Raw genomic sequence first — 26,483 nt, forward strand, 5'->3', positions numbered from 1 at the left:
AAATACATTTTCAACCAAATTTCTCATATTTTCGACTTTTACCAAAGAATTCTTCCTAAAACTCAACGATAAATCATGGTAAAATAACTCCTATGGTTTAATATATCATCATGTACAAGATGTCACCGGAGGGAATAACATGCCACAAACACTAGTGAAAAACATTGATTTTTTTATAGCTGCCTTATCCCAAACCTATATTTCTGCGCTACAGCTTGATCCTGATGGAATGTATTCAGAGGTTGCTTCAGGAATTGTTGAACTGTTCTCTGATGAACAAGTACGGCTGAGAAGATATGACGGATCAGTATCCCATTATGCAAGAGACAATACCAAATTTCAGCGATGACAAAAGGACGTGAACTGGAAAAAGGTCATTGTGAATGATCCTCTTCCAGCTCACGTCCTTACTCACTCTGCACACAACTAATCTAGCACGATCCATTCGCCTTCAGCATCCGCTGACTTCATTTCTGCTTCCACGATTCTTAGAGACTCCGCTGTACTCTCTGGTGTACAAATAATGATAGGCTTATCCTGAATAATGACATCCAGAAAATATACAAGCTCCCTATAGTAGCCAACATCCGGCGAAAGTTCCGCTAAATAGCCTGCCCCGTCGTTCGGATTGACCTTGACCTCGCTGCCGTCAAACACTATATTTCCTCGTTCAAAATTAACCCGATACCCCATGTAAAACCCAAAATCACCTTCCAGCGTCCAATCCACCTGAGCATTAATTACTTTTGCATCCTTATAAAAATAGTGAGTCGATGCGATATCATATCCGCTTCCCGGAAGGACATTACGTCCTAAGGATGATACTTTATCCGGTCTGCCGAACAGATAGTTAATCATATCCGTATCGTGAATATGCATATCCATAATGCCTCCACCGCTTAGTGTCTCATCCAGAAACCAATCCTTAGGAGCACCAGATCCCCTGTAAAAATACCCTTCCGTGACCTGACCGAACTGCCCGCTCTCTATCACTTCTTTTAAATACTCATACCCCGGCCAAAAACGGAGACAATGTCCGATCATCAGTTTTTTCCCACAGCGGACTGCCGTCTCCACCATTTTCAGCGCTTGTGCGGAAGTTCTGGCCATCGGTTTCTCACAAAATACATGATATCCACGTTCCAGCAGCGAACAAGTCATTTCCGCATGCAGATAAGTAGGAACCGCAATGTCGATCATATCCAGTTCCTCACTGGCTATCATTTTCTCCAGATCATCGTATAGATTGTAAGCTGACAAATCATAGACTTCCTGGGCAGTGCTCATATTCCCGGCTGCTTTTCCATCCTTTAATTCCTCAATTCGCAAATCACAGATGGCTTTAAGGGCAATGGGCTGCCCCTCTTCCGTTAAGCGCACATAATTATCAAAATGCATCCGGCCCATAAATCCAAAACCGATCAAACCTATTTTCAACATCGTGAAGTCTCCTTTACTAAAAATATGGCACTTAACGTATCCGTATCCAGGTACCTTCCTGATCAGCCGATTGGATTTCAGCCTCAATGATTTCTATGGATTGGGCCGCACTTTCGGGCATACATAGAGTCACTGGCTCATCGTTCTGAATGACTTTTAAGAAATATACCAACTCTCTGTAATATCCGGTATGCGAAGAAAGCTTCGCAATGAACCCCGGTTGACAATTAGGATTCACCTTAACTTCCGCGCCATCGAAGACTACATTCCCCCGTTCAAAATTAATCCGATAGCCCATGTAAAAACCAAAGTCGCCTTCCAGTGTCCAGTCCGCTTGGGCATTGACCACTTTTCCATCCTGATAAAAATAATGAGTGGAGACGATATCATAGCCACTTCCCGGTAAAACCTTCCGCCCAAGCGTTGATACTTTATCCGGTTTTCCGAATAAGTGATGGATGATGTCCGTATCGTGTACATGCATATCCAGCATACAGCCACCACTTAGCTCATCATTGACCAGCCACCCTTTAGGAGCACCGGAACCCCGGTAAAAATAAGCCTCTGTCACTTCACCGAACTCACCGCTAGCTATGATCCGCTTCAAATATTCATATCCCGGCCAGAAGCGAAGACAATGGCCAATCAGCAATTTTTTTCCGCTGCTTTGCGCCGCCGCTACCATCTTCCAAGCTTCTGCGGAATGTCTCGCCATCGGCTTTTCACAGAACACATGATACCCTCGTTCCAGCAGCGAACAAGCCATTTCAGCATGCAAGTACGTAGGTACCGCAAGGCTAATAGCATCTAGTTCTTCTTTTTCGAGCATATGCTCCAAATTCTCATAAAGATTGTAAGGGGATAAATCATATACCTCGTGGGCCGTGTTCATATTCCCCGCGGATTTAGTATGTTTAAGGACTTCAATCTGCGGGTCACAAATGGCAACCAGAGAAATCGGATGGCCGTCTTCCTGCAATTGAACATACTGATCAAAGTTCATTCGGCCCATAAATCCAAAGCCCACCAGCCCCACTCTGAGCACAGCCTTCACCTCTCTTAAACTTAGTAACTAGTGCGTCCTAAAATAGCATCCATCGCTGCAGAAGTATTAAAAATGATTTGCTCCGAATAATGCGTATATGGCGGTATCATTTCACCAGTAACATAATTGCTGTAGCCGATCTCTTGCAGTGCTTCCATAACAGCAGGATAATCCACATCCCCAGCAAGTAGATCAACAAATCCATGAAGTCCTCCGGCTGCCCGGCGGTAATCTTTGAAATGCACCTTCTTGATTCTATGGCCTAGAATCCGTATCCACTGCTCTGGATAACCAGAATGAACGATATTCCCTACATCCAGATAGGAACCTACATAATTGGAGCCTACAGCATCTATAAAAGAACGTAATTCAAGCGGAGACAGCAGGAATTTATTCCACACATTTTCAATCCCAATAGAAACACCCGCCATTTTAGCATCCTGAGCTAGATCACTGATCGCCTTCAAGGCTCGATCATAAGCTTTTTCATAATCGATTACTTCACAGCCCTCAATAAAATCGACACCAACCGCACCAGGAATGACAAGAATCGTATCTACGCCAAGTGTTGCTGCCAGCTCCAATTGTTTTTTACATACATCGATAGCCTTCGTCCGGTTCGCCGCGGATTCACTTGTCATGGCATATGACCAATATAGTCCTGTCGCCAGTCCTGCAATTTCTAACCCCATCTCCTGAATGGAATTTCTGATCTTAATAGCTTCTTTCTCAGTGGTTTGCAGGCCAAGTTCACCCGATTCATTCAAAGACAATTCAATTCCATCGAACCCCGCCGCTTTAGCCAGACGTGCACATTCTTCGATCTCAGTACCTTCACGAAACGACCAAATGTTTATTCCCTTTTTCATCTGAATCCTCCTCAAATTTGTTATTTTCCGTCTTTTAAGATCCTGCCCTAAATACCCTTATATCCTTGATTTATTTATATTATAATAGATTGTAAGTTAGATTTATTTAGGTGAACAAGAGATTTTTTGCACGATTCCGGTCTATTTGAAAAAATCATTTTATACTGTATGGGAGGTTTATTCGTGGCTGAAAAAGAACCCCGTTATCCCCTGAGAAAACAGGTCCCTTCCCGGGAGTGGTCACCTGGCATTCACTACGCACAATTCCAAACCCTCTCACCTTGCCTCTTTCCAAGAAGAAGATTGTATGATTTCGAGCTGCTATATGTTCGCCAGGGGAAATTATCAACAAAAATGGATACGGAGGAATATATCCTGAATTCAGGACAACTGATATTCCTTTCTTCCGGGGTATATCATCAGAATGCGATTGTGTCAGATTCGGAAACCAAACTCATTGGGATCCATTTTGATTTTTTTGGGGAATCGATTATTACAAGCGATGAAGACATGCTGGTCAATGAGGAGGAGGTTATGGCCGAGAAGTTTGCCTTGGAAGCTGTGACCGCTCCTTTTATGCCATTGTCACAGGAGCCCATTTATACCCCGCCACCCGAATGTATTCATGCGATGGAACAGCTCGTGCATGAATTTACGATGCGGCCTGCCGGTTATGAATGGGTCTGTCGGGGGTTACTGCTCGGCATCCTAACCTCGCTGCTCCGAACACAAAGCTCCCGAAATGCAGCCAAATCTTCCGTTCATACCGGGCGGATCAGAGCTTTAATCGACGAGATGGATTCAAAGCTAGCAGACCGCTGGAGTAATAAATTCATGGCTGGTGCCATGAATATGCATGAAGACCATTTCTCCAAGCTATTTCGTGAGGTGGCTGGCATGCCTCCTGGTGAATATCTCCGTTCCATCCGGCATCGGGAAGCACGCAAGCTGCTGCGCGAAACGGATTGGCCGATTGAACAGGTCGGTGATAACGTTGGTTATCCTGATATCCATTATTTCAGCAGGGTATTTACCGCGAATGAGGGGATTTCTCCGCGGGCTTATCGCAAGTTGTCCCGGATACTCTAGATACGGAAACCCCAGAATATCTCAATCCAAGTTAGAAGAACTCGCTAAAAACATTGAGGGTGGTGGATTCTTCCTTATGATTCAAAAAAGCAAAAGCCCCCTTCCCTGAAAAATCAAAGAAGGGGGCGGCGGCTCTAAAACTAATTAGGGAAAAACTCCCTGAAAATAATCAATATTCGCTCTAAATGAACGAAATCAGGGAATTCCTCCCTAATAATAAGAGGAATTTCTATAATTGCTAACGAATCAGCTAAATTTTAGGGAGATTTTCCCTGATTATTAGTCTGATGACCAAAAATCCCGGAATTTCAGGGAGAAATTCCCCAATCACTCCATCGAAGCGGTACAATTCAGGAAAGTTGGAGACAACAGCGGCCGAAAGGCCAATTATTTCCGTAGTTACGGTTGACTCCTAATGTGTGATCTCAAATTGAAACCACATACTTTCCATCCCACCCAACTCTATTTCTTGGATCACGGCGTTGTCCATCAGGATCGTTGTCTTTTGGATCTCGGAAGTGTTATTTACGGCACAATATCGACCCGTCTCAGGATACGCATGACATTCAACATTCGGATTCACTGAGAACCATGAATACAACTGCTCCTCTTGATGTGCAGCCCAAAAGATCGCTCGGCTGAGTAGTCTGGTATTCTGAATACTATAGGGAAGCCCCGCGATATAAACGCCCCGCCCCTGACCAAATGAATTCACAGCAAGATTGCAGCTGCTTTGGTGCACATCCAATATTTCTGCTCCGGCCTCCGCTTGATAAACCATGGTCATCCCTTCACCATAATCGATCTCACCTTCCAGATCTTCCGTTATGAAATGATCCTGCACAGGCGTTACCTTGGGCTTATTGATGCTTGCTGTAAATCCAATCTCCTTCTGAACACCTAGAATATCCGCTAGTTGAAAAAGAACCCCTTGATGTTCATAAGCTGATGGATCACCAATCCCAATAAAACCGCCCCCTTGATCCACCCACTCACGAAGTGTTGCCACAACTTGCGGATCGCTCCATTGATCTCCACCGCTCCAAGAGGTATGGACATCACCCGCGTTAATAATCACACCGATACTAGGATCAATCCCACTTAACCTGATGTCATCAAAGCTTATAAACTCAATGTCGAACGGCAAGCCTGCCAGTGACTCTAATGCCCCTATGTAGGAGTAACATCTTTGATTCCATAATGAATGAGCCACTTGATGTGTCTGCCAGCTTCGAAGGGAGCCCCAAGTATTCAGAACCGCCACTTTAAAAGGAGCTTTAAAAGGCTGTGTCCCTTCTGCATTGGCATGAATCCCTTTGAACTGCGTTGCAATCTCTGTCACATGATCTATAAAATCCGGGAATTGATGCGCTAGACTTAAATATCCGCCATACCCCATCCTGCCAACTGGTTTGCGCATGAGCGCACGCCGGCATTTGATCCAGATCGGCATGGACTCTCCGACAGGGTCTCCCCCTTCAAAAAAGACATCTGGAAAGAAATAAGGATAGAAACGTGCCTCGGTATCCTTAATAGGTATATCCGCAATCATACGGGTTGTAACGCCATCTCCTGCTGCCCCAACCACTGCGTCGAGCCCGATCTCCGGAAAATATTTGCCATAAGGCTCTGTGCCCGCCCAGTGATCCCCAAAAAACATAATCGCTTTCTTCCCGAAATCATGCACCATATCTACACATTGTTTGGCATAACCTGCGATGAATTTCTGATTGAAGTCCATCCAGTCCAGATATCTTTGGGTCGGGTTCTTAAATGGTGTGTTATATCGCCCCTGATCCACAAAATCTTCTGCAGTCAATCGGTACCCATAAGCTTGTTCGAATTGCTCTAACGCAAGTGGACTTACACAACTGAGATAGCCAAACCAATTCACTTGTTTCTCCTTACCTTCCTTGTTAAAAATCAAATCAAAATTATAAAAGAAGGTAGTAAAACGTACGATATCTGTCTTGGGATGTTTCTTCAGCCAATCTTCCAGCACCCTCAATACATGTTTTTGAGCCTCGGGATAACGAATATCCAACGGTAAACGATGCTCCTCATCCCAATCATTCGTGATGTGGTTGTACATGGAGACCGGCTCCCATTTCTGGTAGGCCAAGAAACTGACCGTATATTTGTGAAATTGTACCGCCTGCTCAAATGTGACAATCCCCTCTGCATAACTCCAACATTCAGAAGGTAATACTTCTCCTGTAGTCCGGTTTACAACCTGCCAATATTTTTTTATATCCACATCTGTGTTAGGAATAAATTGATCGGCATAAAAATCAGCCATAATATCGATAGTCTTCACCTTTGAAGTTACTATTACTGGAGCAGTCATCAGATAGATCTGCTGTCTATATTGCGGATGCTGCTTCGCCCACTCATTGTCCTCACGGACGAGACAAAGCGTTGAATAAATTTGCAGACCCATATCGAGAATGTCCTGCGATAGATTCGTGCCATCACTGTCACGTACGGCATCTACACCCCATCTTTCGACGAGATCGGCTATGACCTCTTCCATCCCTGTTTCACCAGGCAGTGTAAATCTTCCTTTGTCCACGTAACTTCCCTCCATGTCTTTGTTGTTCAGCCCTTAATTCCGCCTGCGCTTATTCCTTGGAGCAATTGCTTTTGTCCTATCACATATAAAAGAATTGTTGGAATCAGCACTAGGATCAGCGCGGCAAAAAGTGCACTCCAATCTGTAGCATAACGTTGAACCTCAAAAAGATTGGCTAAACCTACTGGCAATGTTTTTTTGCTATCACTTTGAATTAAGACCAACGCCAGCGGATACTCATTCCAAAAGCCCATCGCTGCCAGCATACAGACCGTCACAATACCCGGTTTAGCAAGCGGCGCAACAATTCTGACGAGCACTCCCGTGTTGCCACAACCGTCAATCTTAGCGGCTTCTTCATAATCTCTAGGGATGGACCGCAGAAATCCACTTAATACAAAGATGGCAAAGGGAAACTGCAGAACAGCATAGATTAAACTGAGCATCCCGCGATTGTCCAACATCCCGAACGAATTCACCTGAAGAAATAGAGGAACCATAATGTAGGAGGCTTGCAGAAAAATACAGGCCATATAAAGGTTAAGGATTAGTTTGGAGCCCCAAAACTTAAATCTCGTTAAGACATAAGCCATAGGAACTACAAAAATAACTAGAATCGCCGTGGATAACATTACAAGAAAGATAGAGTTCAGGAAATAACTCCCCATCTTGGATTTCTGAAAAGCGCGTACATAGTTATCAAAGTGTAAGGCTTGTGGAAAGGAGAAGGGGTCGGTCAGAAATTCCGTATTGCTTTTAAATGAAGCTAAGAGATTCCATACAAACGGATATAACAAAACAATGGTGGCTACAATCAGAAACAGCCGGGTAATCCAGTGGGCAATATTCATTTTTAGAAGACTCTGTTGATTGCTCGTCATCCTTCTCCCCTACCCTTCTGCTCGATTTGTAAGTAGTCTGGACAGAAAAGAAAGCACAAAGGCGAACACCAGCGTAAATATAGCTATAGCCATGGCATAACCAAAGTTCGCATTCTGGAAGGCCTGCGTGTACATGTAGTGGAGTAAAACAGTAGTTCCACCTGCCGGACCACCGCCAGTCATTACAGTTACAACTATAAAGCTTAAATTGATCGTACCTGCCAGGGACAACACAAACGTAATGCCAATAATATCTTTTAGCAGAGGGATCGTAATACTGGTAAGCTTCCGGAAATATCCCGCACCATCAATAGTCGCCGATTCAAACACATCCGCAGAAATCCCATCAATCGCAGCGATGTACATGACCATATAATAACCAACCGCTTGCCAGATCAGTGTAACGGCTACACACCACAATGCTGTTCGGCTATCTCCAAGCCAGGGTCTGCTCAGTTGATCTAATCCGATGCTCCCCAGAATATTATTCAAAATGCCCATGTTGGGATGAAACACAAAGGACCAGATAATTCCGACTACCGTCAAAGAGATGATACTAGGGAAAAAGAATACGGTTCGGTAAAATCCTCTTTCCTTCAGCTTCGTCTGCGTTAATAGAAAAGCAAGCACCAGCCCAAAAATCAATGTAATTACTGGCACAACCAGCATCAGTTTAAATGTATTGCTCAGAGCTTTGAGGAACATCTCATCTTGAAACATATATTTATAGTTATCCAAAAAGATAAACTTGTTCTCATCACTCATCCCGGTGGCATCCGTAAAAGACATAAAAAATGCCCGAAAGGTTGGAATAATCATAAATACGAGGGTTAACAAGAGCGTAGGAATCGTGCATACCGCTATGAATAGCTTAGGATTTCTGGTGTTCGCTGTCCTAATCTTTGATTTTCTCTGTCTAGGAGCTACTTCTGCCAGCTGCATTTCAGACATCTTTCTCACTCCTCTTCATACAAAATGCATCCCGTTCATAGATAACCTTATCCATTTCTAACAGGATGCATTTGCATGAGATACTATAGATTATTTACTAGCTGCTTTCTCTTTACGAATCTGTGCAAAAGCTTTTTCCACATTATCCATCCATTGATCCGTGGTCATCTGGCCTGTCATCACTGGTGTGACCGTATTCTTGAACATTTCAGTGACTACACTAACCTTGGAACCCTTCGGTAACGATTGCCAGCCCTGTAGAATAGAAATGGAACCATTATAAGCCTCAAACATGTCATAGACACCTTTAGTTAAAAATGGCTTAGACAGCTCCTTCGCATCGTTAAGCGCATACGCCCCATTCGCTTTTTCCGCGAATAGTTTCACAGACTCATCGGTATATAGGAACTTCAAGAATTCCTTAGCGAGCTCAGGATTTTTAGCCTTAGCAGGGATGGAGAATTGCTCGTAGCTGGAAAGCACATACTTCTGATCACCTTTATTGAACACAGGTACTGTTGTCATCCCAAATTCAAACCCATTTTCTCTAGGTGAATCCTTCATTTCATTTTCCATCCAGTTGCCGTTTACGATAAACAAAGCTTTACCCATCATCATATCGGTCTGCGACTGTGTATGGTTCAAGGCAACCGTGCCGTCCATCAGATAACCGTCTTTAGAGATTTTATAGAAAATATCCAGTACTTTTTTGATCGTGTCGTTCTTAAATGAACCTTCTTCATATGCAAAGACTTTATCCAGCGTTTCTTTCCCCCCCGCACTGGCAATGGCCGGGTAGAGAATTTCCTCCAAATAATCCGGATAGATGCCTTGATAAGTGAATAAAGCCCGCTTCGTTTTAGTTCCATCTGCATTAACCAGGTAGTTCTCCTCTTTGTTCAGCTCATCACCTAAAGCAAAGAACTCCTCCCAAGTCTCAGGAACACTCCAGCCTTTTTCTGCGAACAGTGTTTTATTGTAAATCAAGCCCATCGGTCCAGCATTAAAAGGTGCGAGATACGTCTTTCCATCTTGATAGGGCTGAAATCTTGTACTGTCCAGCATCCCCGGAAGAATCATGTCCTTAATTGTCTCCTCTTTATCAAGCGCTTTGCTTTCAAATACATCGCTGATATCTAGCAGTCCTTTTTCTTTAATTAATGAAAGCACGATACCACTTTGCTCTGTATCTGTAACAGACAGGAAGTCGGGAGGATTACCCGCAACAATCTGCGGCCGGATTACTTCACCAACTTTTGGATTAATCGTCATGTTCACTTTCACACCTGGATAAGTACTTTCGAATTTGCTGACAATTTCATTCCAATAATCCGCACCATATCCCCCTTGGAATACAGCAATACTAAGTTCCTTGTTATCAAAATCTTTAGCAGGTTCTTCTTTAGTATTCTCGGCGTTCGTTGTACTTGTAGCTTGCGCTGTGCTCGCAGCTTTCGTTGGATCCGATTCATTAGAGGCAGCAGGTTTATTATTGCTGTTCCCGCAGCCGAGCAACCCCACACCTAGCAGCATTACTGCTAATAATGTACTCATAGTCTTTTTCATAAACGCCCTCCTTAAGATATTCTTGTAAACGCTTTTTTAATAATTTAAGTATAAAAGGATTTACGCTATATTTACATTTACAATACAAACCTACCTATGTATTATCTTATCCATCTTCCAATGCAAGCTCGTATAAGCTTATTCATCAGGGTCACATAACCTGTAAACTTAGCCGTTAACGGAATGGATAATATTATCCATTCCATAGATTATTCTCACTTTTCGCCGCTGCATATATATTCCATTGTTCTTTTTATGTTAACTTGTAAGTAAAAGATAGTGAATGGGAGGTCATCCACCTGAGTCGACGTAAAGGGAAGCTGCATTTTCCTAATCCTCCGCAAATCATGCGCAAGGTTAAAATTCAAAATCGCTTAACCGTCATTTTCTTAATCGTTTCTGTGATCCCAATCATCTTTATAGGTTTCTACTCCTACACCATTTACTCCAAATCCATTAACAATAAATTAAGTAAATCCACATTTCAGGCTTTAACGCTGCTTAATCGAACGATGTTAAGTGAACTTAACAACTATCAATATCTTGCAGGCTCTGTTTCTACCAATAGTATTATTCAGGAGCGTTTATCGGCAGCACCAAATGAACCCGCTCCTAGCAATGCTGCCATTAATCATGCCATGGACAATTTATATAGAACCATCTACCCCGGATATGTCCAGAACGTTCGGGTCATCGACGCCAAGAACCAACCTATCTATGAATTAGGCTACGACGGCATCCCCAATCCTAAGTATGAAGAAATTATGAAACAAGTAGAGCTGAATGCCCCTTATGACAGTCTTAACTACGTAAAAAGCTATCGCGCTTACAATACCATTGTCCTGGGCCGGAAAATTTTTGATCAAGATGACATTGGCGTTCCCTTAGGTCATGTGTTTGTTTTTATTGGTGGGGAGTTATTTTCAAAAGTCATTCTTTCCAGTGTGGATTTAGGTACAGGTTCCAGTCTCCTTATTATGAATAGGGAGGGAAAAGTAATGTCCTCGAATCAAAAGGATACTCCGCTAGGAGAACCCTATTATAAAGATGAGCTTTTTAAGCAAATCAAGACACAAGAGGCAAAGAAAAACCATTCCTTCCAAGGCATGGTCAATGGAAAAATGCAGCAAATCTCTTATATTAACAATAATCAATTAGGCTGGTACATGATTTCTACCGTCCCCTTCTCTTATATCAATTCAGAGACAAGTAAAATCACCACTGGACTACTTATTGTTGTCAGCATCATTGTAGTCGTGTGTATTCTAATTATTATCGTATTGTATAAAAGCATCCTGAAACCAATCAAACAAATCATCGTCTTCTGCAACCAAATTTTTTATGGTGATCTATCGAGTCGGATCGAAGATCACAGCAACGATGAAATGGGCGTGTTGGCCAATAGAATTAACAGCATGGTCAGTAGAATGGAACAGCTGATGAAGGATCAAAAGAAAGATCTGAAAAGAAGACGTTCGCTCGAATTGCAAATGCTGCAATCGCAAATTAATCCTCACTTTCTTTTTAATACACTTAACTCCTTACGATGGCTGGCGATGATTAACCAGGTTCCCGTCCTTAGCGACGGCATCTCCTCACTAGCTGAATTGCTGCGTAGTACCATTATCGATCAAGATGAGCAAATCACCATCAAGCAGGAGCTGAACAATCTGGATCATTATTTTGCCATTCAAAAAATACGTTATGCCGACAGGTTTGACATTGAATATGACTTGGATGAGTCTTTATTACAGAGCATGATCCCCAAGCTCATCCTGCAGCCGATCGCAGAGAACGCGATTCTTCATGGGGTTACAGATATAGGAGGAAAAGTTCTAATCCAAATTAAGGTATACGCAAAAAATGAATATACCCTTATTATTGAAATCATCGATAACGGAAAAGGGTTTGACACCACCAAATCAGAAAAGGCTGACAATCTGTCGGGTATCGGAATTTCAAATGTGGCCGATCGCATTAAACTTCAATACGGTGAGAGTTACGGGCTGTTCATCACAAGCTCTATGGGTCATGGAACCTGCTGCCGCCTGATTATCCCTATACAAACATACGAACTTAAGGGGTGATACTATGTATCCTATGTATAATGTAATGCTAGTGGATGACGAACCTATTGTTAAAGTTGCGCTCAGAACCATGATTCCATGGGAAGAGCTTGGATACATGATCTGTGCTACTGCCTCTGACGGAGTTGAAGCCTTAACACTTGTAGACAAGTTTAATCCCCATATCATCATTACAGATCTCAAAATGCCTAATATGGATGGTCTGCAGCTGATAAAAGAACTGAATAACAGAGGGTTTGCAGGAAAAATTCTGGTGGCCAGCAACCACGGGGAGTATGAGTTAGTTCGTGAAGCCTTAGTGCTTGGTGCTGTAGATTATATGCTGAAGATTAGTATGAAAACGGGGGATTTGATCCATTTGCTGGAGAAATCTACGAAGCTAATTCAAGAACAGCTTCAATCTAGGCAGCAGCAGGAGACCCAAACACAGTTATTACAACATAACTTAAAAAGCGTGAAAAATGCGCTTTTAAAAGATTATTTCACCGATCCTTATTACGATGTGCAGCAGCTTGATCAGCATGATGCTATAACGTTCGCTTTCAGCGAAAGCAGCTGTTATTTATTCTACATTACTTTTGAGCAGAATAACGCCACTCAAAACGAAAGACAAAATCACATCTCCGTATCCTTTATTGAAAACATCATCTTGGATATCTTGGAGACCGTAGATCAGTTAGAAATTATTCAGCTAGAATCTAATGGGCTGCTGCTTCTAATCTCCTGTGATACCTTAGACGATCATCAAATTATCCGCACAGACTTTATCCAGAGGGTCATTCGTTTAATCAAAATGTATATTTCTATCACCCCTACTATTGTTTTTTCTGATCCTGTACGGGGATATGCTGAAGCAAAACGAACCCTAGAGCAATGTAAAGAATCCTTGCAAATCCAATTTTACAACGAAATAACGATTATAGATCCAAAGGATGTCCATTTAAAGGATACGCTGGACTTCGAGGATGTACATGATTTCTCGACGCAATTAATTCAGAACTGGAAGCTTTCAGGGGTTGAAGCCGTTACTCAAGCAACTCAGCAATTTCTTGACATCTGTAAATCCAAGCAAATTAATCCTGCTGAAACCAAAAAGTTCATTGTAAATTGTCTGCATTATCTTCCCTTATGCGATGCCCATCTCATTGTCGAGGATCCAAAGCTTTTAAAGAACTATATAGAAAATATCGCCAGCAGTAAACGTACCACTGACGTTCTATCTATAATGGAGCTTGTGTTCCAACTATTCTCCCATCAAAAGCAACAGATCGTAACTACACACAATAGAGATGTTAAACAAGCGATTGACTATATCAACACACATTATCAGAAGAAGCTGACCTTATCTCTGATTGCCAAGCATGTCAACTTAAGTGAGAACTATCTGTCCAGAATCTTCAAAGAAGAAGTGGGGCAAAGCATCATTCACTACATTAATACTGTGAAAATGGAAAAAGCCGCAGATTTAATACTTAAAGGGAATCCATACATTAAAGAAATTTCCACGCAAATCGGTATACACGATCAATTTTATTTCACCCGGTTATTCAAAAAACACTTTGGTGTTAATCCTAGTGAATATAAGAATCACGTTCAGGCCACGCTTGGTTCAAGAAATTAAGACCATTCCAACTCTTTTTATTGGAATGCGGTTCCTGATTTTATGATCCTTTCACAACCTGAATGAACCCTTCTTTAGGTGCAAATATGGAATTAAACAACAATTCTTTTGTTTAACCGCTCCAGCTGCAGAAGATGATGACGATAGTGCATTTCAATAAGTAGGAACCATTCCTCCGCGCATAATCCACCGAATCGCGGGTGAGAAACGGTATTTTGTTTGGATGCTTTCTCAAGAGAGGGTTCGATCTCTCTCATTCTTTGGATGACTGTACGTAACCCTTGAATTAATTGTTCTTTGCTCTCCGGCTGCTCCGGCGTATATTGGGCGGAAGGCGGAACCTGAATACGAATGGGCGGAAAGCTTCCTTGCGCAAATATAGCCGCACCATCCTCAGTTTTCCCCACATGAGCTACTAAGGGATCTTGGTCGAGCACAAGGCATTGATCAATATTACGAAGCTGCATATACAGCGCCGAGTTAATGAGATGCTGAAACATCTGTCCGATGGACCACTCGTTTTCACTCGGCTTTTGCTTCAGCTGCTCCAGATTGAATCGCTCCAATTCTTGAATATAGTATGTCGCAGTTTCTTCAAATCGTTGTAAGGCTTCTTTTGTTGTAATCATCATATATCAGCTCCTGTAGTCATTGATGGTCCAAGTATACAAAAACGCTACTGACAGCGTTATGTCAGTAGCGTTTTAACATTATTTCTATTTCATTTCTAACCTGATCACGGAAAGATTCGGGCTCCAGCACAACCATACCGCCTCCCCAGCCAAGCACCCATTGCAGCAATTCCCCTGGCTCGCGAACGCGAAAAGTAACAAGTAACCCCTCCGCATGCTCCTCAATAGTTTCCATATAGAAATTATTTGATTCCCTTACCTTATCGGCTATGTCAGCTTGGACTAAGATAAGCACATGAACGTTGCGATCATCAGGAGGTTGGTATACCTCCAGATGAAAATCTGCTGGCAGTATAAATTCATCTTCCAGATTAATAAGCTCCCTCATTCGGGATAACCGGAAATGACGGATGTCTTGACGCAATTCACACCAGGCGATGAGTACCCATGACCCGTGATGAAGCACAAGTCCATAAGGAGCAACCGTACGAACACTTTGACGGTTCCCATCGGCTTCGGCGATTCTTTTGGAATAACGAAATCTTATTTTCCTTCCCTCCAATATCGCTCCACGAATGGCTTCCAAACATGCCTTCTCTTGTATGGGTGCTATATCTTCTACGGATGCAAATAAACGAAAACTTTTGCGAATCTGTGATGCTTCACTGCGGATGGCTTCCGGCAGGATAGCTTCTATCTTTGCTTTAGAACTTCTAGCCTTATTACCATAGTGTGCATCAAACCGCTGCTCGATAAAATCAGTTCCGATAAGCAATGTCACTGCTTCATCCAGCGTGAAACTAACGGGTGGCAGGAAATACCCCTCGATTAAGGAGTAACCCTGCCCTGGCGCTCCTATAATGGATACGCCCGCTTCACTCAGTGCCTGAATATCCCGATAGATCGTTCTTACGCTCGTTTCAAACCTAGCAGCCAAATCCTCCGCCCGCAACATTTTGTTACGCTGCAGTTCAAGCACTATAGCTAACAACCGGTCCATTTTGTTCATACGACTCCCCCTCCCCGAACAATCTCATCAACAGCTCGTCGATACCCACCCGAGTTCCGAAACGATTCACTGATATTGGAGACAGCTTTTTTATAAGATAAATCGCTTAATACATGATCTACGGCTTCTCGTAGGTGATTTGCAGTTAAACTTTGCATTTGTAACTTAATGCCTGCTCCGACATGGACGACTTGCTTCGCAATTATTGGCTGATCCGCACTTTGTGGAATTACAATTAGCGGAACCCTGTAATAAAGCCCTTCATTGATACTGTTCATTCCACCATGTGTAATAAATAACTTTGTGTATTGCAGTATATCCGTTTGTGGAACATAATTTTTCACGAAAAAGTTTTGCGGAATTTCCCCTAAATCAGTGATTTGGACTTTATCTCCAATTGACATCACAATAGTGTGCTCCGTGTTCCCCAATGCTTCAAAACAAAGTTTATAGTATTCAATGGCTTGGTTAAAAACTGTGCCGAGTGAAATGTAAATTAGACTTTTCCCCTTAATTGCCATGAGATCGAATTTTTCTGGAGCTAATCGTGAAGAGATGGAGGGTCCTACAAAGATATAAGACGGGTCAAAAGCTTCTCCCTCAGGTTGAAACTCCCTAGTTGTATAAACGATAGTAAGTGGGGCAGGATTACAAAACACTTCATAAGGGGATTGGATGTCCACATCATATTTGCCCTTCACCATTTGCGTCAAGCTTTGGAATTTATCCTTTATAGGATTAGTTACTTCTGCAGGGACTGTAGTATAAAATCGTTCTAACATGTCATCGAATGCTGCTTTTGTCTGCGCAAAAGAAGTACAGGAGCTAATGGCCGGAAGCTTAAGAATTTGAGCTAGCAAACGTCCACAGCCAAACATAGAATCATGGACGATGTAATCAAAATGCTCCCCTTTGATCTGTTCAAGAACGCTTGGAATAACTATATCTGCCGTAAGTAAAAGGCCGTTGATTCTTTCCAGTACATAATTTCTTCCACCTGAGATAAAAGCTTGTATAAATTTCTGATCGTCAAATGTTCGTACTGTAGCCCCCGTCATTTCCATACGCTCTCTGTAAGCTTCTATACAAAAGTACACTACCTCTTCGCCACGCGAAATAAGCTCTTCCACAACGCCAATCGTGGGATTGATATGTCCCTCTGATCCACCATTAATAAATAACACACGCGCCAATTGTAATCCTCCTTAACTATAAATCATTTTTATATTAGATATTATAAACATTAATTTTACTTATATCGCTCTAAAAGGGTATAGTAATATAGGCTTTAAAACCATTTTAATAATATAGAGTATACCCTTATTAGAGGAGAGATCATATTGGAAAGAGTAGTTGGAACAGTTGTACGTGGACTTCGCGGACCTATCATTAACAATGGGGATAACATTGAAGAAATCGTAGTTCAGACGGTATTGAATGCAGCAACAGTCGAGGGTTTTTCGATCGAAGATCGTGACATTGTGACCGTAACTGAATCCATTGTTGCTCGGGCACAAGGAAACTATGCGACGATTGACAATATTGCTGCTGATATAAAGGGGAAATTCGGCGAAGAAACCGTAGGGGTCATTTTTCCAATCCTTAGCCGTAACCGGTTTGCTAACTGCTTACGCGGTATTGCCAAAGGGGCACAAAAAGTAGTCCTAATGTTAAGCTATCCAGCTGATGAAGTAGGCAACCACCTTGTAGACATCGACGAACTAGATGCTAAAGGTATCAATCCATGGACGGATGTATTAACAGAAGCTCAGTTCCGTGAGTTTTTCGGCTATATTAAGCACCCATTCACAGGGGTTGACTATATTGAATATTATAAAGGTTTAATTGAAGCTGAAGGTGTGGCTTGTGAAGTCATCTTCTCCAACAACCCAAAAACCATTTTAAACTATACAAAAAATGTATTAACTTGCGATATTCACACTCGCTTCAGAACCAAACGTATTCTCACAAACAACGGTGCTGAAAAAGTATTTGGCTTGGATGATATTCTTACACAATCAATCGATGGCAGCGGCTTTAACGAAGCCTATGGTCTGCTAGGATCAAATAAAGCAACAGAAGAAAGTGTTAAGCTATTTCCAAATAACTGCCAGCCTATCGTGGATGGTATCCAAGCAAAAATCAAAGAAATGACAGGTAAAACTGTAGAAGTTATGGTTTATGGCGATGGAGCATTCAAAGATCCAGTCGGAAAAATCTGGGAGCTGGCAGATCCAGTTGTCTCCCCTGCTTACACCGCCGGACTTGATGGAACCCCAAATGAAGTAAAATTGAAATACTTGGCCGATAACAACTTCTCTCATCTTCGTGGCGAAGAGTTAAAACAAGCCATTTCTAAATACATCCAGAATAAAAATGATGATCTAGTTGGTGCGATGGAAGCCCAAGGGACTACACCTCGTAGATTAACTGACCTGATTGGATCATTATCTGATTTGACTTCTGGTAGTGGCGATAAAGGAACACCAATGATTTATATCCAAGGTTATTTCGATAACTATACAAAATAAGAGTAGTACAACAAAGGGAGTCTCTAAACGAGGCTCTCTTTTTTACTTTCTGGGTTATAATAAAAGCAAACAGCGGCAGGCGGAGGATACTATGAACATAAGAAGGATTAAATATTTTATCGATCTCGTGGAATGCAGAAATTTTACGGAAACAGCTAAAAAGAACTATGTATCGCAGACCACCATTAGCCAACAAATCGCCGCGCTTGAAGAGGAATTCAACATTCAATTGATTGACAGAAAGCAGATCCCTATTGAGCCAACCAAAGCCGGATGGCTTTTCTATGGCGAAGCCCTCATCCTCTGGAAGCAATATAACCATATGAAGATGAGCATGGAAAACTTTCAAAAGTATAATACGCAATCCTTGAGTATCGAATATGCGGCGATGACGGATATCCAAAGTTTGTTGAAATTGATTCCCTCGTTTCAGGATCATCATCCGAATATTAAGCTGGAACTGAATAAAGTATTGCTAAAAGATATTGCAGAATACTTGCAAAAAGGGATTTACGACGTGGCTATTGCCTTTGATTCCGAGTTTCAGGGAAAAGAGGACATTGTAACCTATCCCTTGTATAAGGGACGTTATTGTGCGGCTGTGAGTCACCACCATCCCCTGTTTCATCATGAATCGATCGCCAAAGAGGAGTTATATGAACATCCACTAGTCATGCTGAATCCAACAGCTATTGGAAACTCTTATCATCTAATGATCCAGCATGCAATTGAAGACGGCTATCAGCCGAACATTCTTCGAACCGCAGACGATGTGGAGACAGAATTGTTTTATATCATCACGGAGAATTTGATTGGCTTTTTCCCGGATAACTATCAGCTCGCTTATCTTCAAGATGAAGTCCGGCTAATTCCCTTAGATGATTCACACCATACCTTTGCAATCGAAGCAGGTTATCTCAAAAATAATACAAACCCGGCCTTGCCTTCCTTCCTGCAACAAATCCAAATTGGATTTAGCAATCGACCATAAGTTTTATGTGTTAGACTATGTTACTTTTTTCACATACTATAAGGGTATAATTCATTTCAACAAGGAGTGACAACGATCATGGGTAAATTATTGTTGACTGGTGTCGATGGAAATCTAGGGAAGCAAGCTGCGGAATATTTGTTGGAGCTGGTAGATAAAGACCAAATCATTTTTTGCGCTTACGATCCAGCATGTTTGAAAGAATATGCGGAACAAGGGATTGAAACACATGTGACCAACTTTAATAACAAGGACGGCCTTGCCGAAGCTTTTGCTCATGCCGATAAACTCGCTCTAATCTCCATGCCTTTTGTTGGAGAAAAACGCCAAAATGCACAAAAAAATGTGGTCGATGCTGCCAAAGAAGCTGGAGTCAAACAAATCATTTATACTTCTCTAGTAAACGCAGCCGATGAAAGCAATCCAAGCGTAGAAAAAATCGACCATGTATATACCGAGCGTTATATTCAAAGCGTTGGGCTAGATTATATCTTCCTTCGGAATTCCCAATACGCGGAAGCCATGATTACCAATTACTTCACGTATGTGAAGGGTGACGGGGTATTAACAAACAATCAAGGTGACGGTAAAATGGCTTATATCTCGCGGAAGGATTGCGCAAAAGCCGTTGCGTATGCCCTAGCCTCCAATAATTATCAGGAAGCGATTCTAAATATAAACGGACTTGAATTGATGACAATTACCGACTTCATTAAGATTGGTAATGAAGTGACGGGCAATCATGTCACCTACAAAGAAAACACGGATGAAGAAAATTATGCCGTATTCGAAGCAATGGGCGTGCCTAGAACCACCGACGGTGCATTTAAAGAAGGCTCCGAAGCACCCTTTTCTTCAGAAGGTATGGTTACTTTCGGACAAGCTATTCGTGAAGGAAAAATGGATGTTTATACGGACGACTTCAAACAACTTACTGGTCAAGACCCTCTGACCGTGAAATATATGTTTGAACATGCCGATGAATTCCAGGTTGGCGAAAGACACTCTAAAGACAATTAAAAGCTGACACTCTTACTTCTTAGGCTAAATCACCCCCGTTTATTAAACGGGGGTGATTTCTTTTATACTGAGCGTGGCAAAAAAACTCCGTAAAGCTCAATCATATGCTCGCCCTGGAGATAATTAGGGAATTCCTCCCTTATTACCAGAGGATTCTGGTCATCAGACTAATAATCAGGGAATTCTTCCCTGAAATTTAACTGATTTGGCGGTAATTCTTGATATTGCTCTGTTTTTTAGGGAGTTATTCCCTAATTTCATTCATTTAGAGCAATTATCGGCTTTTATTAGGGAGGTTTTCCCTAATCCTCCGTCACGGTATAGATAGAACTGGCCAAGTACATCGGTATGCTCACTGTAGAACAAAATACACCTTTAACCGAACGGATGAACATCCGAATGGCTAAAGGTGCATTATCTTTATCTCTGTCTACTTTTTAATTAGAGTTAGTTCCAGATCTCTTCAGCAATTTCTTTAATATAAGCAAGCTTACGCCATTGCTGCTCTTCTGTCAGGTGGTTGCCTTCTTCCGTGGAAGCAAAGCCACATTGCGGGCTAAGGCAAATCCGGTTTAGATCAACGTATTGCTTCGCTTCCTCAATACGCTTCAGAATATCTCCCTTGCTTTCAAGCTCACCAAATTTGGATGAGAACAGACCTAACACAACCTGCTGATTGTCTTTCAAGAAACGCAATGGCTTGAAGTCACCTGCACGTTCGGTATCAAACTCCAGATAATAACCCGAGTAGTTATTGATATTAAGAAGCGTTTGCGCGATAGGCTCGTAGCCTCCACCTACTCCAGCATAAGTCGAAACATAATTGCCCCGGCATACATGGGTCGTTACAACAAGATCTTCCGGCAGACCAGTTACAACTTCCTCATTCAATTTTGCAAGTTCGCTTGCATATTCAGCTACGTTAACGCCAATCTGATTCATAAATGCTATAAACTGTTCGTCGCAAAGCGCTCCCCACGTACAATCGTCGATCTGAATACTGCGGCAGCCCGCTGCATAGAAGGCCAGAATCGATGCTTTGTATGCTTTGGCAATATCCGAGATAAGCTCTTCGCGATTCGGGTATAATTCATTTGTGCTTTCCTTGTTTTCCGCCCGATCTAGCTCGAACAGGAATTGTGCAGCCGCAGGAATCGATTGACGCGTAACAACGTCCTCACCAGCAGCACCTTTTAAAAATTCATAATGCGAAACAAAAGGATGGCTGCTGTAGCTTATTTTCCCGGTCAGTCGGGCTGTTTCTGGTCTGGACTCTGCACCGTTAAATTGGTAACCTTGGTCAATAATTGTCCGATCTACACCGTCAAGTCCCCAGAAGAAGTCGAGGTGCCACCAAGAGCGGCGGAATTCGCCATCGGTTACTGCTTGAAGACCCACCTCTTTTTGTTTCTGCACGAGCTTAACGATTTCGTCGTTCTCTACTTCCTTCAACTGCTCGGCAGTAATTTCACCATTCTTGAATTTTAATCTAGCATCTTTCAACGCTTGGGGGCGCAGGAAGCTGCCCACGATATCATATCGAAATGGAGTAACGGTTCGTTTTTGGGGTACGGTTTGAATGCTCATATATTAATCTCCTCGTAAACAAATTATTAGAATAAATATAGCATAACCGACTGACTAAACCGATCTACCAATGAGCTATGACAGGTTATAAGTATTAACTATAGCTAGATTCAGCGTGATAATTAGAAGGGCATGATAAAAAAAGAAGAGGCGCATGAGTAGCGCCTCTTTCTTAATAAATCATATCGACGGATATTACATAGTAATTAGACTCCGCAGTCACCTCAAACCCAATCGACTGATAGAGGGATAATGCCTTTCTATTTTGAGTGACCACGCCAAGACGAATCTGGAAATCCCTCTGATCTCGCAAGATTTTAACTACCTCTGAAAGAATTTCACGTCCGTATCCTCTGCCTTGACACGAAGGAAGCACACAAAAATCATGTATAACCGCTGTATTTGTATCTAAATAATTGACTCTGATCATCCCAACCGGAATCATGTTGTCCACAGCAATGTAAGTAATCCGTGCCGGTTCTCTTGTACGAGTTAAATAATTCCTAGTCCAGGACTCTGAATCACCAAAAGCTTGTGATGAACATTTAACCATGAACTCTAAATCCTGATCTTCTTCTAATCGCACAGCTAAACCGGAGTGGCTTGATCCAGCGATTTGTGCCCGATTAAAAACCATGAGGAATTCAGACGGTGCAGCACTTGCCCCTAAATACCGTATATAATCCATCCCTGATTCAGAATTAGAAGGTATCCTAAAACGGCAAGTTTGTATGCCTTGCATTTGCATATCTGATGCGGCACTTTTCAGTAAGTCGTGGAATACACCTTGGCGACGAAAGTCCGGGTGAACCATTCCGTTAATATTAGCTTCGATGCCATCCGAAGTATACCAACTGAGAAATCCGACTAATTGGTTATCGATCTGGCACAAGAATGCTTCATCTCCGTCTATCTCCTTAAGGCTTTCTATACCCACCCTCAAACTTGACCTGTCGGACGTCTTGCAAAGATGTTCTAATATGCGGATTTGATCAATCGATTGCTTTGAATAGTCTTTCATTGTACTAATTTTATATTCTTGCATCTAGTACCCTCATTAAGAAGGAAATACGCAGTTTATGGACGAGTAGGCGTTATCCTTCTAAATTCTGTCCACCTAATGATAGTTACCAATGGAACCGCCTCCTAAAAGTTAATGTCTTCACTCTAAACCAGGGTAATCATAAAACAAACCTTATAACTAAAAAAATGATAGCAATTATAGCCACAACGATCAACAGATTGGTTACCTCACTCCAGAATCCTGGAACGCCTTCAGTATGATATTTTTGCGCATTTACATCATGGTTTGCTTTATGGCCTGCAGGGTCCGACAAATTGGGATTAGGTCCTGAATTAAAAAAGTCAGACATAAATACAACTCCTTCCCATGAATATAAACCATATTATACCAGTTCATTGCCATTTTAACGACAACTTAATGCCACCTTCAATATATCGTTTGTCGGAGGCTCTTAGGGAGATTTTTGACAACCATATCGTAAGAATGATCAATCATTAAATAGATATCCGACTCTGGTAAGGAGCCATCCAAAACAATCGTATTCCAGTGTTTTTTGTTCATGTGGTATCCTGGCCTAACGCTCTCATGCTGCTCTCGCAAGTTCCCTGCAATCACCGGATCACATTTTAGATTTATGTAAGCATAATTCCCCTTATTCTCAAATATAAGCGCGAACATTTTACCGGCAATTTTGATCACCATTGGATCGAAGCCGAAAGGAAAATCCTTTGTTGCTCCATTCTTTTGTAAACAGTATTCGATAATATTATGGGTCAAAATCAGTCCCTCACCTTCTTCATTAAAACGAATCCTGTATACCTTATATCAAATATTATAACTGAAATAAACCTAACACTCTTGCCCTTGGCAAAATGAACTCGTGAGTAATCCTTTCAAGTGCACGAAACCTAAATAACCTTAAATACGTTAAAGTAATATACAAATCTACAGGAGGTTTTTATAATGAGATACAGTGCTGCAGGCGCACCAATAACCTGTCCTTGCTGTCAAAACGATACCTTTGATCTGGATTATAAACTGCTTAACACAAGCGGCGCATCATTTTTAGGCTTTGACTGGGCGAACAAAAACGCTGCCATCCTTATTTGTAAGCGATGCACCCATATTTCATGGTTTATGAAAGAACCAACATCTGATTAGTGTTTGGTAAAAATAAAGTATTAGACTGGATCCATTAAAACAAGCAGCGGCGGACCAAGACTTGATAAATAAAGTCTTAGACTGCCGCTGTTGTCGTTCCAATAACGTTCCCCGTGAGCGTAATCACCTTAAGTGACAAGGTCATCTTACCGTCTGGTAAACGAGACCTATGGCTCCAGAATCAAAGGTCTTGTTTTCGATTAGCTTAAGATTTCTCTTCTCCTTGAGACCTTGGAATAATGGCAATCCCTTACCGATCAGGACGGGAGAAACCGTAATTTTATACTCATCAATTAAATCAAGCTGCATAAGGTGGTGTGCGAATCTAGGACTGCCGAGGATGACCATATCCTTGCCGGGCTGCTGTTTGAGGTTATTGATCTCTTCCTCGACAGCTTCTTTCACGAGTCTGGAATTATTCCATTCGACTTTCTCCAGCGTCGTGGAAAAAACGATCTTAGCTGTCTTTTCGATCCACTCGGCATGATTCCGTTCATGCTGCGAAGCTGATGGGTTCGAAGGGACAGATGGCCAGTAACTGTGCATCATCTGATAAGTCCCACGTCCCCAAATGACAGTGTCGGCAGTACTCAGAATTTCTTTCGCATGGTTCTCCAAATCAGCATCGTAGGAAACCCAGCCAATGTCCATTTCACCATTCGGCCCTTCTACAAAACCGTCAAGCGATGCGTGAAGAAATAGAACGAGTTTTCTCATTTTCAGTTCTCCTTTGTTCATGAGGGATATCTACATTAGACATTAACTACATTTTAGCAGAATTCAACTTGGGTTGTTTCTTATGGATTGCTAATCTCAAACGCTCTTTTCTTCACTTTGGTATTTTTATCCACATCAACATTTTAGCAAACATACGTTCGTTTGTAAATGCACCTTTTTCTAATTTTCAAATCATCTTTCATTTCTTTAGAGCCGGCATTTTTCTGTGTTTCGTTTGTTGTTCGAATGCAAATGCAATCCGAATGAGTGTCGGTTCACTAAATGCCGTTCCTGCAAATGTGATCCCAAAGGCTCTTCCATTCTCTTGAAAGCCTGCGGGCACTGCTATAGTTGGATAACCTGCTCTAGCACTTAAATCAGCTCCGACATAAGCAGGAAACAGGATTGCATCCAATCCATACTTTTCTAAAGCATGATCGATCCCTATATTTTGCGAATAATATAAGTCAGAGATAGACTCTACAATATATTCCGAATGATTCAACGGTTTATCTAGCTGTGATCGATAGTTCAGCATATCTTGTCCATATTTCAAAGCCTTTTCCGAATTCCGCTCGTTCCATTCAATCAATTCATTTAGGTTATGGACAGGAAGTTGAGCCGGAAGGTTATATAAGTAATTTTCAACGGAATGCTTAAATTCAAGATTCATTTTGTTATATTTCCACTCTCTATGGAACGATGGAATATCTATATCTTCTATTATGTTGGCTCCAGAATCTTTTAATTTAGCCACAGCATCATTAAATAAATGTTCATCATATTCACCCATGTCACAATAATTCTTAGGTAGAGCATTTCTAAAAATGCCTATGGTCGCTTTATTTAATCCGTCTTTATCCAAAAATGCTGTGTAGTCCATAGTAGAATATTCATTTTTCCAAGTAGCAGGATCACTTTCATCTTTTCCCGTAAGTGCATTTAATAAGATCGCAACATCTGTCACATTCCTTGCCATAGGTCCAGCTGTATCCTGAGAATATGACCATGGAATTATGCCTGATCTACTTATTAGACCTACAGTTGGCTTTAAACCAACAATCGCGTTTTGCACAGCTGGACTTAAAATAGAGCCAGACGTCTCTGTCCCCACGGCTACTGTTGAAAAATTGGCTGCAACAGAAGCGGCAGAACCCGTACTGGACCCCCCCGGAAAATGATCCCCGTATGGATTTTTGGTTTGTCCTCCTATTGAGCTATACCCAGCCCACATGGATGATGACATCCCATTTGCCCATTCCGTCATATTTGTTTTTGCAAGTATAATTGCCCCAGCATCCCTTAGTTTTTGGACAAGAAAAGCATCGTTTGAGCTAACATGGTTTTCCAAAGCTAATGCGCCAGCGGTTGTATGCATTTTATCATTCGTTTCAATATTTCCTTTCAATAATACAGGCACACCATGTAAAAGACTTCGTGCTCCGCTTAATTTTCTCTCCTGATCTAATGCCTCGGCAATAAAAATCGCATCTGGATTCATTTCCATAATAGAGTTTATCATGGGACCACTCTGGTCAAACGTTGCTATCCGATACATGTAATACATAACAAGTTCCCTAGAACTAACATCCCCTCTTACCATTGCATCCTGCAGTTCGAGTATCGTTATTTCTTCACTCTTTATTTTTGCTAATTCGAAGATATGCTCCATGATAACTCCTGCTTTCCA

At 41.9% G+C, this 26,483-nt stretch carries 24 protein-coding genes; 8 read left to right on the forward strand and 16 right to left on the reverse strand.

Annotated elements, in window-relative coordinates; genetic code table 11:
• Nucleotides 1-139 precede the first annotated feature (139 nt).
• Nucleotides 140-349 (forward strand): hypothetical protein, encoded by a 210-nt coding sequence (locus tag NYE35_RS22815; RefSeq protein WP_036683023.1) that lies wholly within the window; start codon nucleotides 140-142, stop codon nucleotides 347-349.
• 77 nt (nucleotides 350-426) lie between these two features.
• Here the strand turns inward: NYE35_RS22815 and NYE35_RS22820 are convergent, their stop codons facing one another.
• From NYE35_RS22820 to NYE35_RS22830, 3 genes are read right to left on the reverse strand one after another with little or no spacing between them, the layout of a single operon-like run.
• Nucleotides 427-1,440: a Gfo/Idh/MocA family protein gene (locus NYE35_RS22820; RefSeq protein ID WP_076104354.1), complete on the reverse strand. Its 1,014-nt coding sequence runs from the start codon at nucleotides 1,438-1,440 to the stop codon at nucleotides 427-429.
• Nucleotides 1,441-1,471: 31 nt separating this feature from the next.
• On the reverse strand, nucleotides 1,472-2,485 hold the full coding sequence (locus NYE35_RS22825; protein ID WP_341122083.1) for a Gfo/Idh/MocA family protein: 1,014 nt from the start codon (nucleotides 2,483-2,485) through the stop codon (nucleotides 1,472-1,474).
• Nucleotides 2,486-2,505: 20 nt separating this feature from the next.
• Nucleotides 2,506-3,354, reverse strand: coding sequence for a sugar phosphate isomerase/epimerase family protein (locus NYE35_RS22830; RefSeq protein ID WP_036683033.1), 849 nt, complete (start codon nucleotides 3,352-3,354; stop codon nucleotides 2,506-2,508).
• A gap of 183 nt (nucleotides 3,355-3,537) precedes the next feature.
• Here NYE35_RS22830 and NYE35_RS22835 point away from each other — a divergent pair, with 183 nt between their 5' ends.
• Nucleotides 3,538-4,443, forward strand: a complete 906-nt coding sequence (locus NYE35_RS22835; protein WP_076098612.1) for an AraC family transcriptional regulator — start codon at nucleotides 3,538-3,540, stop codon at nucleotides 4,441-4,443.
• Nucleotides 4,444-4,855: 412 nt separating this feature from the next.
• On the opposite strand, the gene gnpA is transcribed toward NYE35_RS22835, so the two are convergent.
• The 4 genes from gnpA to NYE35_RS22855 all read right to left on the reverse strand — a co-directional run bounded on the left by gnpA (nucleotide 4,856) and on the right by NYE35_RS22855 (nucleotide 10,413).
• Nucleotides 4,856-7,015, reverse strand: coding sequence for a 1,3-beta-galactosyl-N-acetylhexosamine phosphorylase (gene gnpA, locus NYE35_RS22840; protein ID WP_341122084.1), 2,160 nt, complete (start codon nucleotides 7,013-7,015; stop codon nucleotides 4,856-4,858).
• Between the two features lie 26 nt (nucleotides 7,016-7,041).
• On the reverse strand, nucleotides 7,042-7,896 hold the full coding sequence (locus NYE35_RS22845) for a carbohydrate ABC transporter permease (protein ID WP_341122085.1): 855 nt from the start codon (nucleotides 7,894-7,896) through the stop codon (nucleotides 7,042-7,044).
• Nucleotides 7,897-7,905: 9 nt separating this feature from the next.
• Complete coding sequence (locus NYE35_RS22850; RefSeq protein WP_341122086.1) at nucleotides 7,906-8,847, reverse strand: carbohydrate ABC transporter permease; 942 nt, start codon at nucleotides 8,845-8,847, stop codon at nucleotides 7,906-7,908.
• A gap of 90 nt (nucleotides 8,848-8,937) precedes the next feature.
• Nucleotides 8,938-10,413, reverse strand: coding sequence for a carbohydrate ABC transporter substrate-binding protein (locus NYE35_RS22855; protein ID WP_038572598.1), 1,476 nt, complete (start codon nucleotides 10,411-10,413; stop codon nucleotides 8,938-8,940).
• A gap of 347 nt (nucleotides 10,414-10,760) precedes the next feature.
• On the opposite strand from NYE35_RS22855, the gene NYE35_RS22860 reads away from it, so the two are divergent.
• Together NYE35_RS22860 and NYE35_RS22865 are read left to right on the forward strand one after the other, a co-directional pair.
• Nucleotides 10,761-12,500, forward strand: a complete 1,740-nt coding sequence (locus tag NYE35_RS22860) for a cache domain-containing sensor histidine kinase (RefSeq protein ID WP_036683043.1) — start codon at nucleotides 10,761-10,763, stop codon at nucleotides 12,498-12,500.
• 4 nt (nucleotides 12,501-12,504) lie between these two features.
• A complete protein-coding gene (locus NYE35_RS22865; RefSeq protein ID WP_038572600.1) occupies nucleotides 12,505-14,121 on the forward strand; it encodes a response regulator transcription factor in 1,617 nt (538 codons plus the stop codon).
• Between the two features lie 92 nt (nucleotides 14,122-14,213).
• Here the strand turns inward: NYE35_RS22865 and NYE35_RS22870 are convergent, their stop codons facing one another.
• The 3 genes from NYE35_RS22870 to NYE35_RS22880 all read right to left on the reverse strand — a co-directional run bounded on the left by NYE35_RS22870 (nucleotide 14,214) and on the right by NYE35_RS22880 (nucleotide 16,955).
• On the reverse strand, nucleotides 14,214-14,747 hold the full coding sequence (locus NYE35_RS22870; RefSeq protein ID WP_038574709.1) for a DinB family protein: 534 nt from the start codon (nucleotides 14,745-14,747) through the stop codon (nucleotides 14,214-14,216).
• Between the two features lie 67 nt (nucleotides 14,748-14,814).
• Nucleotides 14,815-15,762, reverse strand: a complete 948-nt coding sequence (locus NYE35_RS22875; protein ID WP_038572601.1) for a helix-turn-helix transcriptional regulator — start codon at nucleotides 15,760-15,762, stop codon at nucleotides 14,815-14,817.
• Nucleotides 15,759-16,955 carry a macrolide family glycosyltransferase gene (locus NYE35_RS22880; RefSeq protein ID WP_341122087.1) on the reverse strand — a complete coding sequence of 399 codons (1,197 nt, stop codon included), beginning with the start codon at nucleotides 16,953-16,955 and terminating at the stop codon, nucleotides 15,759-15,761. Before NYE35_RS22880 ends, NYE35_RS22875 begins: the two co-directional genes overlap by 4 nt.
• Before the next feature lie 147 nt (nucleotides 16,956-17,102).
• Between NYE35_RS22880 and NYE35_RS22885 the strand changes: the two genes are divergently transcribed.
• From NYE35_RS22885 to NYE35_RS22895, 3 genes are all read left to right on the forward strand, one after another.
• Complete coding sequence (locus tag NYE35_RS22885) at nucleotides 17,103-18,293, forward strand: coenzyme F420-0:L-glutamate ligase (RefSeq protein WP_038572605.1); 1,191 nt, start codon at nucleotides 17,103-17,105, stop codon at nucleotides 18,291-18,293.
• Between the two features lie 91 nt (nucleotides 18,294-18,384).
• Nucleotides 18,385-19,284: a LysR family transcriptional regulator gene (locus NYE35_RS22890; protein WP_036683054.1), complete on the forward strand. Its 900-nt coding sequence runs from the start codon at nucleotides 18,385-18,387 to the stop codon at nucleotides 19,282-19,284.
• A gap of 78 nt (nucleotides 19,285-19,362) precedes the next feature.
• Nucleotides 19,363-20,304 carry an NAD(P)H-binding protein gene (locus NYE35_RS22895; RefSeq protein WP_341122088.1) on the forward strand — a complete coding sequence of 314 codons (942 nt, stop codon included), beginning with the start codon at nucleotides 19,363-19,365 and terminating at the stop codon, nucleotides 20,302-20,304.
• 447 nt (nucleotides 20,305-20,751) lie between these two features.
• On the opposite strand, the gene NYE35_RS22900 is transcribed toward NYE35_RS22895, so the two are convergent.
• The 4 genes from NYE35_RS22900 to NYE35_RS22915 all read right to left on the reverse strand — a co-directional run bounded on the left by NYE35_RS22900 (nucleotide 20,752) and on the right by NYE35_RS22915 (nucleotide 23,692).
• Nucleotides 20,752-21,891, reverse strand: coding sequence for a 5-methyltetrahydropteroyltriglutamate--homocysteine S-methyltransferase (locus NYE35_RS22900; protein WP_036683058.1), 1,140 nt, complete (start codon nucleotides 21,889-21,891; stop codon nucleotides 20,752-20,754).
• Between the two features lie 172 nt (nucleotides 21,892-22,063).
• Entirely contained in the window at nucleotides 22,064-22,828 is a 765-nt protein-coding gene (locus NYE35_RS22905) for a GNAT family N-acetyltransferase (protein WP_176462640.1), read from the reverse strand.
• Between the two features lie 244 nt (nucleotides 22,829-23,072).
• Nucleotides 23,073-23,264 (reverse strand): hypothetical protein, encoded by a 192-nt coding sequence (locus NYE35_RS22910; RefSeq protein ID WP_036683062.1) that lies wholly within the window; start codon nucleotides 23,262-23,264, stop codon nucleotides 23,073-23,075.
• Nucleotides 23,265-23,341: 77 nt separating this feature from the next.
• On the reverse strand, nucleotides 23,342-23,692 hold the full coding sequence (locus NYE35_RS22915) for an MmcQ/YjbR family DNA-binding protein (RefSeq protein WP_036683066.1): 351 nt from the start codon (nucleotides 23,690-23,692) through the stop codon (nucleotides 23,342-23,344).
• 186 nt (nucleotides 23,693-23,878) lie between these two features.
• Here NYE35_RS22915 and NYE35_RS22920 point away from each other — a divergent pair, with 186 nt between their 5' ends.
• On the forward strand, nucleotides 23,879-24,076 hold the full coding sequence (locus NYE35_RS22920) for a hypothetical protein (protein WP_036683067.1): 198 nt from the start codon (nucleotides 23,879-23,881) through the stop codon (nucleotides 24,074-24,076).
• Nucleotides 24,077-24,217: 141 nt separating this feature from the next.
• Here NYE35_RS22920 and NYE35_RS22925 read toward each other — a convergent pair whose 3' ends face one another.
• Together NYE35_RS22925 and NYE35_RS22930 are read right to left on the reverse strand one after the other, a co-directional pair.
• Nucleotides 24,218-24,793, reverse strand: coding sequence for a dihydrofolate reductase family protein (locus tag NYE35_RS22925; protein WP_038572611.1), 576 nt, complete (start codon nucleotides 24,791-24,793; stop codon nucleotides 24,218-24,220).
• 199 nt (nucleotides 24,794-24,992) lie between these two features.
• Nucleotides 24,993-26,465, reverse strand: coding sequence for an amidase family protein (locus NYE35_RS22930; RefSeq protein ID WP_341122089.1), 1,473 nt, complete (start codon nucleotides 26,463-26,465; stop codon nucleotides 24,993-24,995).
• Nucleotides 26,466-26,483: the final 18 nt, after the last annotated feature.

It is taken from the genome of Paenibacillus sp. FSL L8-0494 (assembly GCF_038003695.1).
Lineage (GTDB): Bacteria > Bacillota > Bacilli > Paenibacillales > Paenibacillaceae > Paenibacillus_AQ > Paenibacillus_AQ odorifer.

Bases quoted from the DNA above. Each gene is read 5' to 3' on its own strand.
- NYE35_RS22815 (WP_036683023.1), top strand. From the start codon at position 140: ATGCCACAAACACTAGTGAAAAACATTGATTTTTTTATAGCTGCCTTA.
- NYE35_RS22820 (WP_076104354.1), bottom strand. From the start codon at position 1,440: ATGTTGAAAATAGGTTTGATCGGTTTTGGATTTATGGGCCGGATGCAT.
- NYE35_RS22830 (WP_036683033.1), bottom strand. From the start codon at position 3,354: ATGAAAAAGGGAATAAACATTTGGTCGTTTCGTGAAGGTACTGAGATC.
- NYE35_RS22845 (WP_341122085.1), bottom strand. From the start codon at position 7,896: ATGACGAGCAATCAACAGAGTCTTCTAAAAATGAATATTGCCCACTGG.
- NYE35_RS22850 (WP_341122086.1), bottom strand. From the start codon at position 8,847: ATGTCTGAAATGCAGCTGGCAGAAGTAGCTCCTAGACAGAGAAAATCA.
- NYE35_RS22855 (WP_038572598.1), bottom strand. From the start codon at position 10,413: ATGAAAAAGACTATGAGTACATTATTAGCAGTAATGCTGCTAGGTGTG.
- NYE35_RS22860 (WP_036683043.1), top strand. From the start codon at position 10,761: ATGCGCAAGGTTAAAATTCAAAATCGCTTAACCGTCATTTTCTTAATC.
- NYE35_RS22865 (WP_038572600.1), top strand. From the start codon at position 12,505: ATGTATCCTATGTATAATGTAATGCTAGTGGATGACGAACCTATTGTT.
- NYE35_RS22875 (WP_038572601.1), bottom strand. From the start codon at position 15,762: ATGAACAAAATGGACCGGTTGTTAGCTATAGTGCTTGAACTGCAGCGT.
- NYE35_RS22890 (WP_036683054.1), top strand. From the start codon at position 18,385: ATGAACATAAGAAGGATTAAATATTTTATCGATCTCGTGGAATGCAGA.
- NYE35_RS22895 (WP_341122088.1), top strand. From the start codon at position 19,363: ATGGGTAAATTATTGTTGACTGGTGTCGATGGAAATCTAGGGAAGCAA.
- NYE35_RS22900 (WP_036683058.1), bottom strand. From the start codon at position 21,891: ATGAGCATTCAAACCGTACCCCAAAAACGAACCGTTACTCCATTTCGA.
- NYE35_RS22910 (WP_036683062.1), bottom strand. From the start codon at position 23,264: ATGTCTGACTTTTTTAATTCAGGACCTAATCCCAATTTGTCGGACCCT.
- NYE35_RS22920 (WP_036683067.1), top strand. From the start codon at position 23,879: ATGAGATACAGTGCTGCAGGCGCACCAATAACCTGTCCTTGCTGTCAA.
- NYE35_RS22925 (WP_038572611.1), bottom strand. From the start codon at position 24,793: ATGAGAAAACTCGTTCTATTTCTTCACGCATCGCTTGACGGTTTTGTA.
- NYE35_RS22930 (WP_341122089.1), bottom strand. From the start codon at position 26,465: ATGGAGCATATCTTCGAATTAGCAAAAATAAAGAGTGAAGAAATAACG.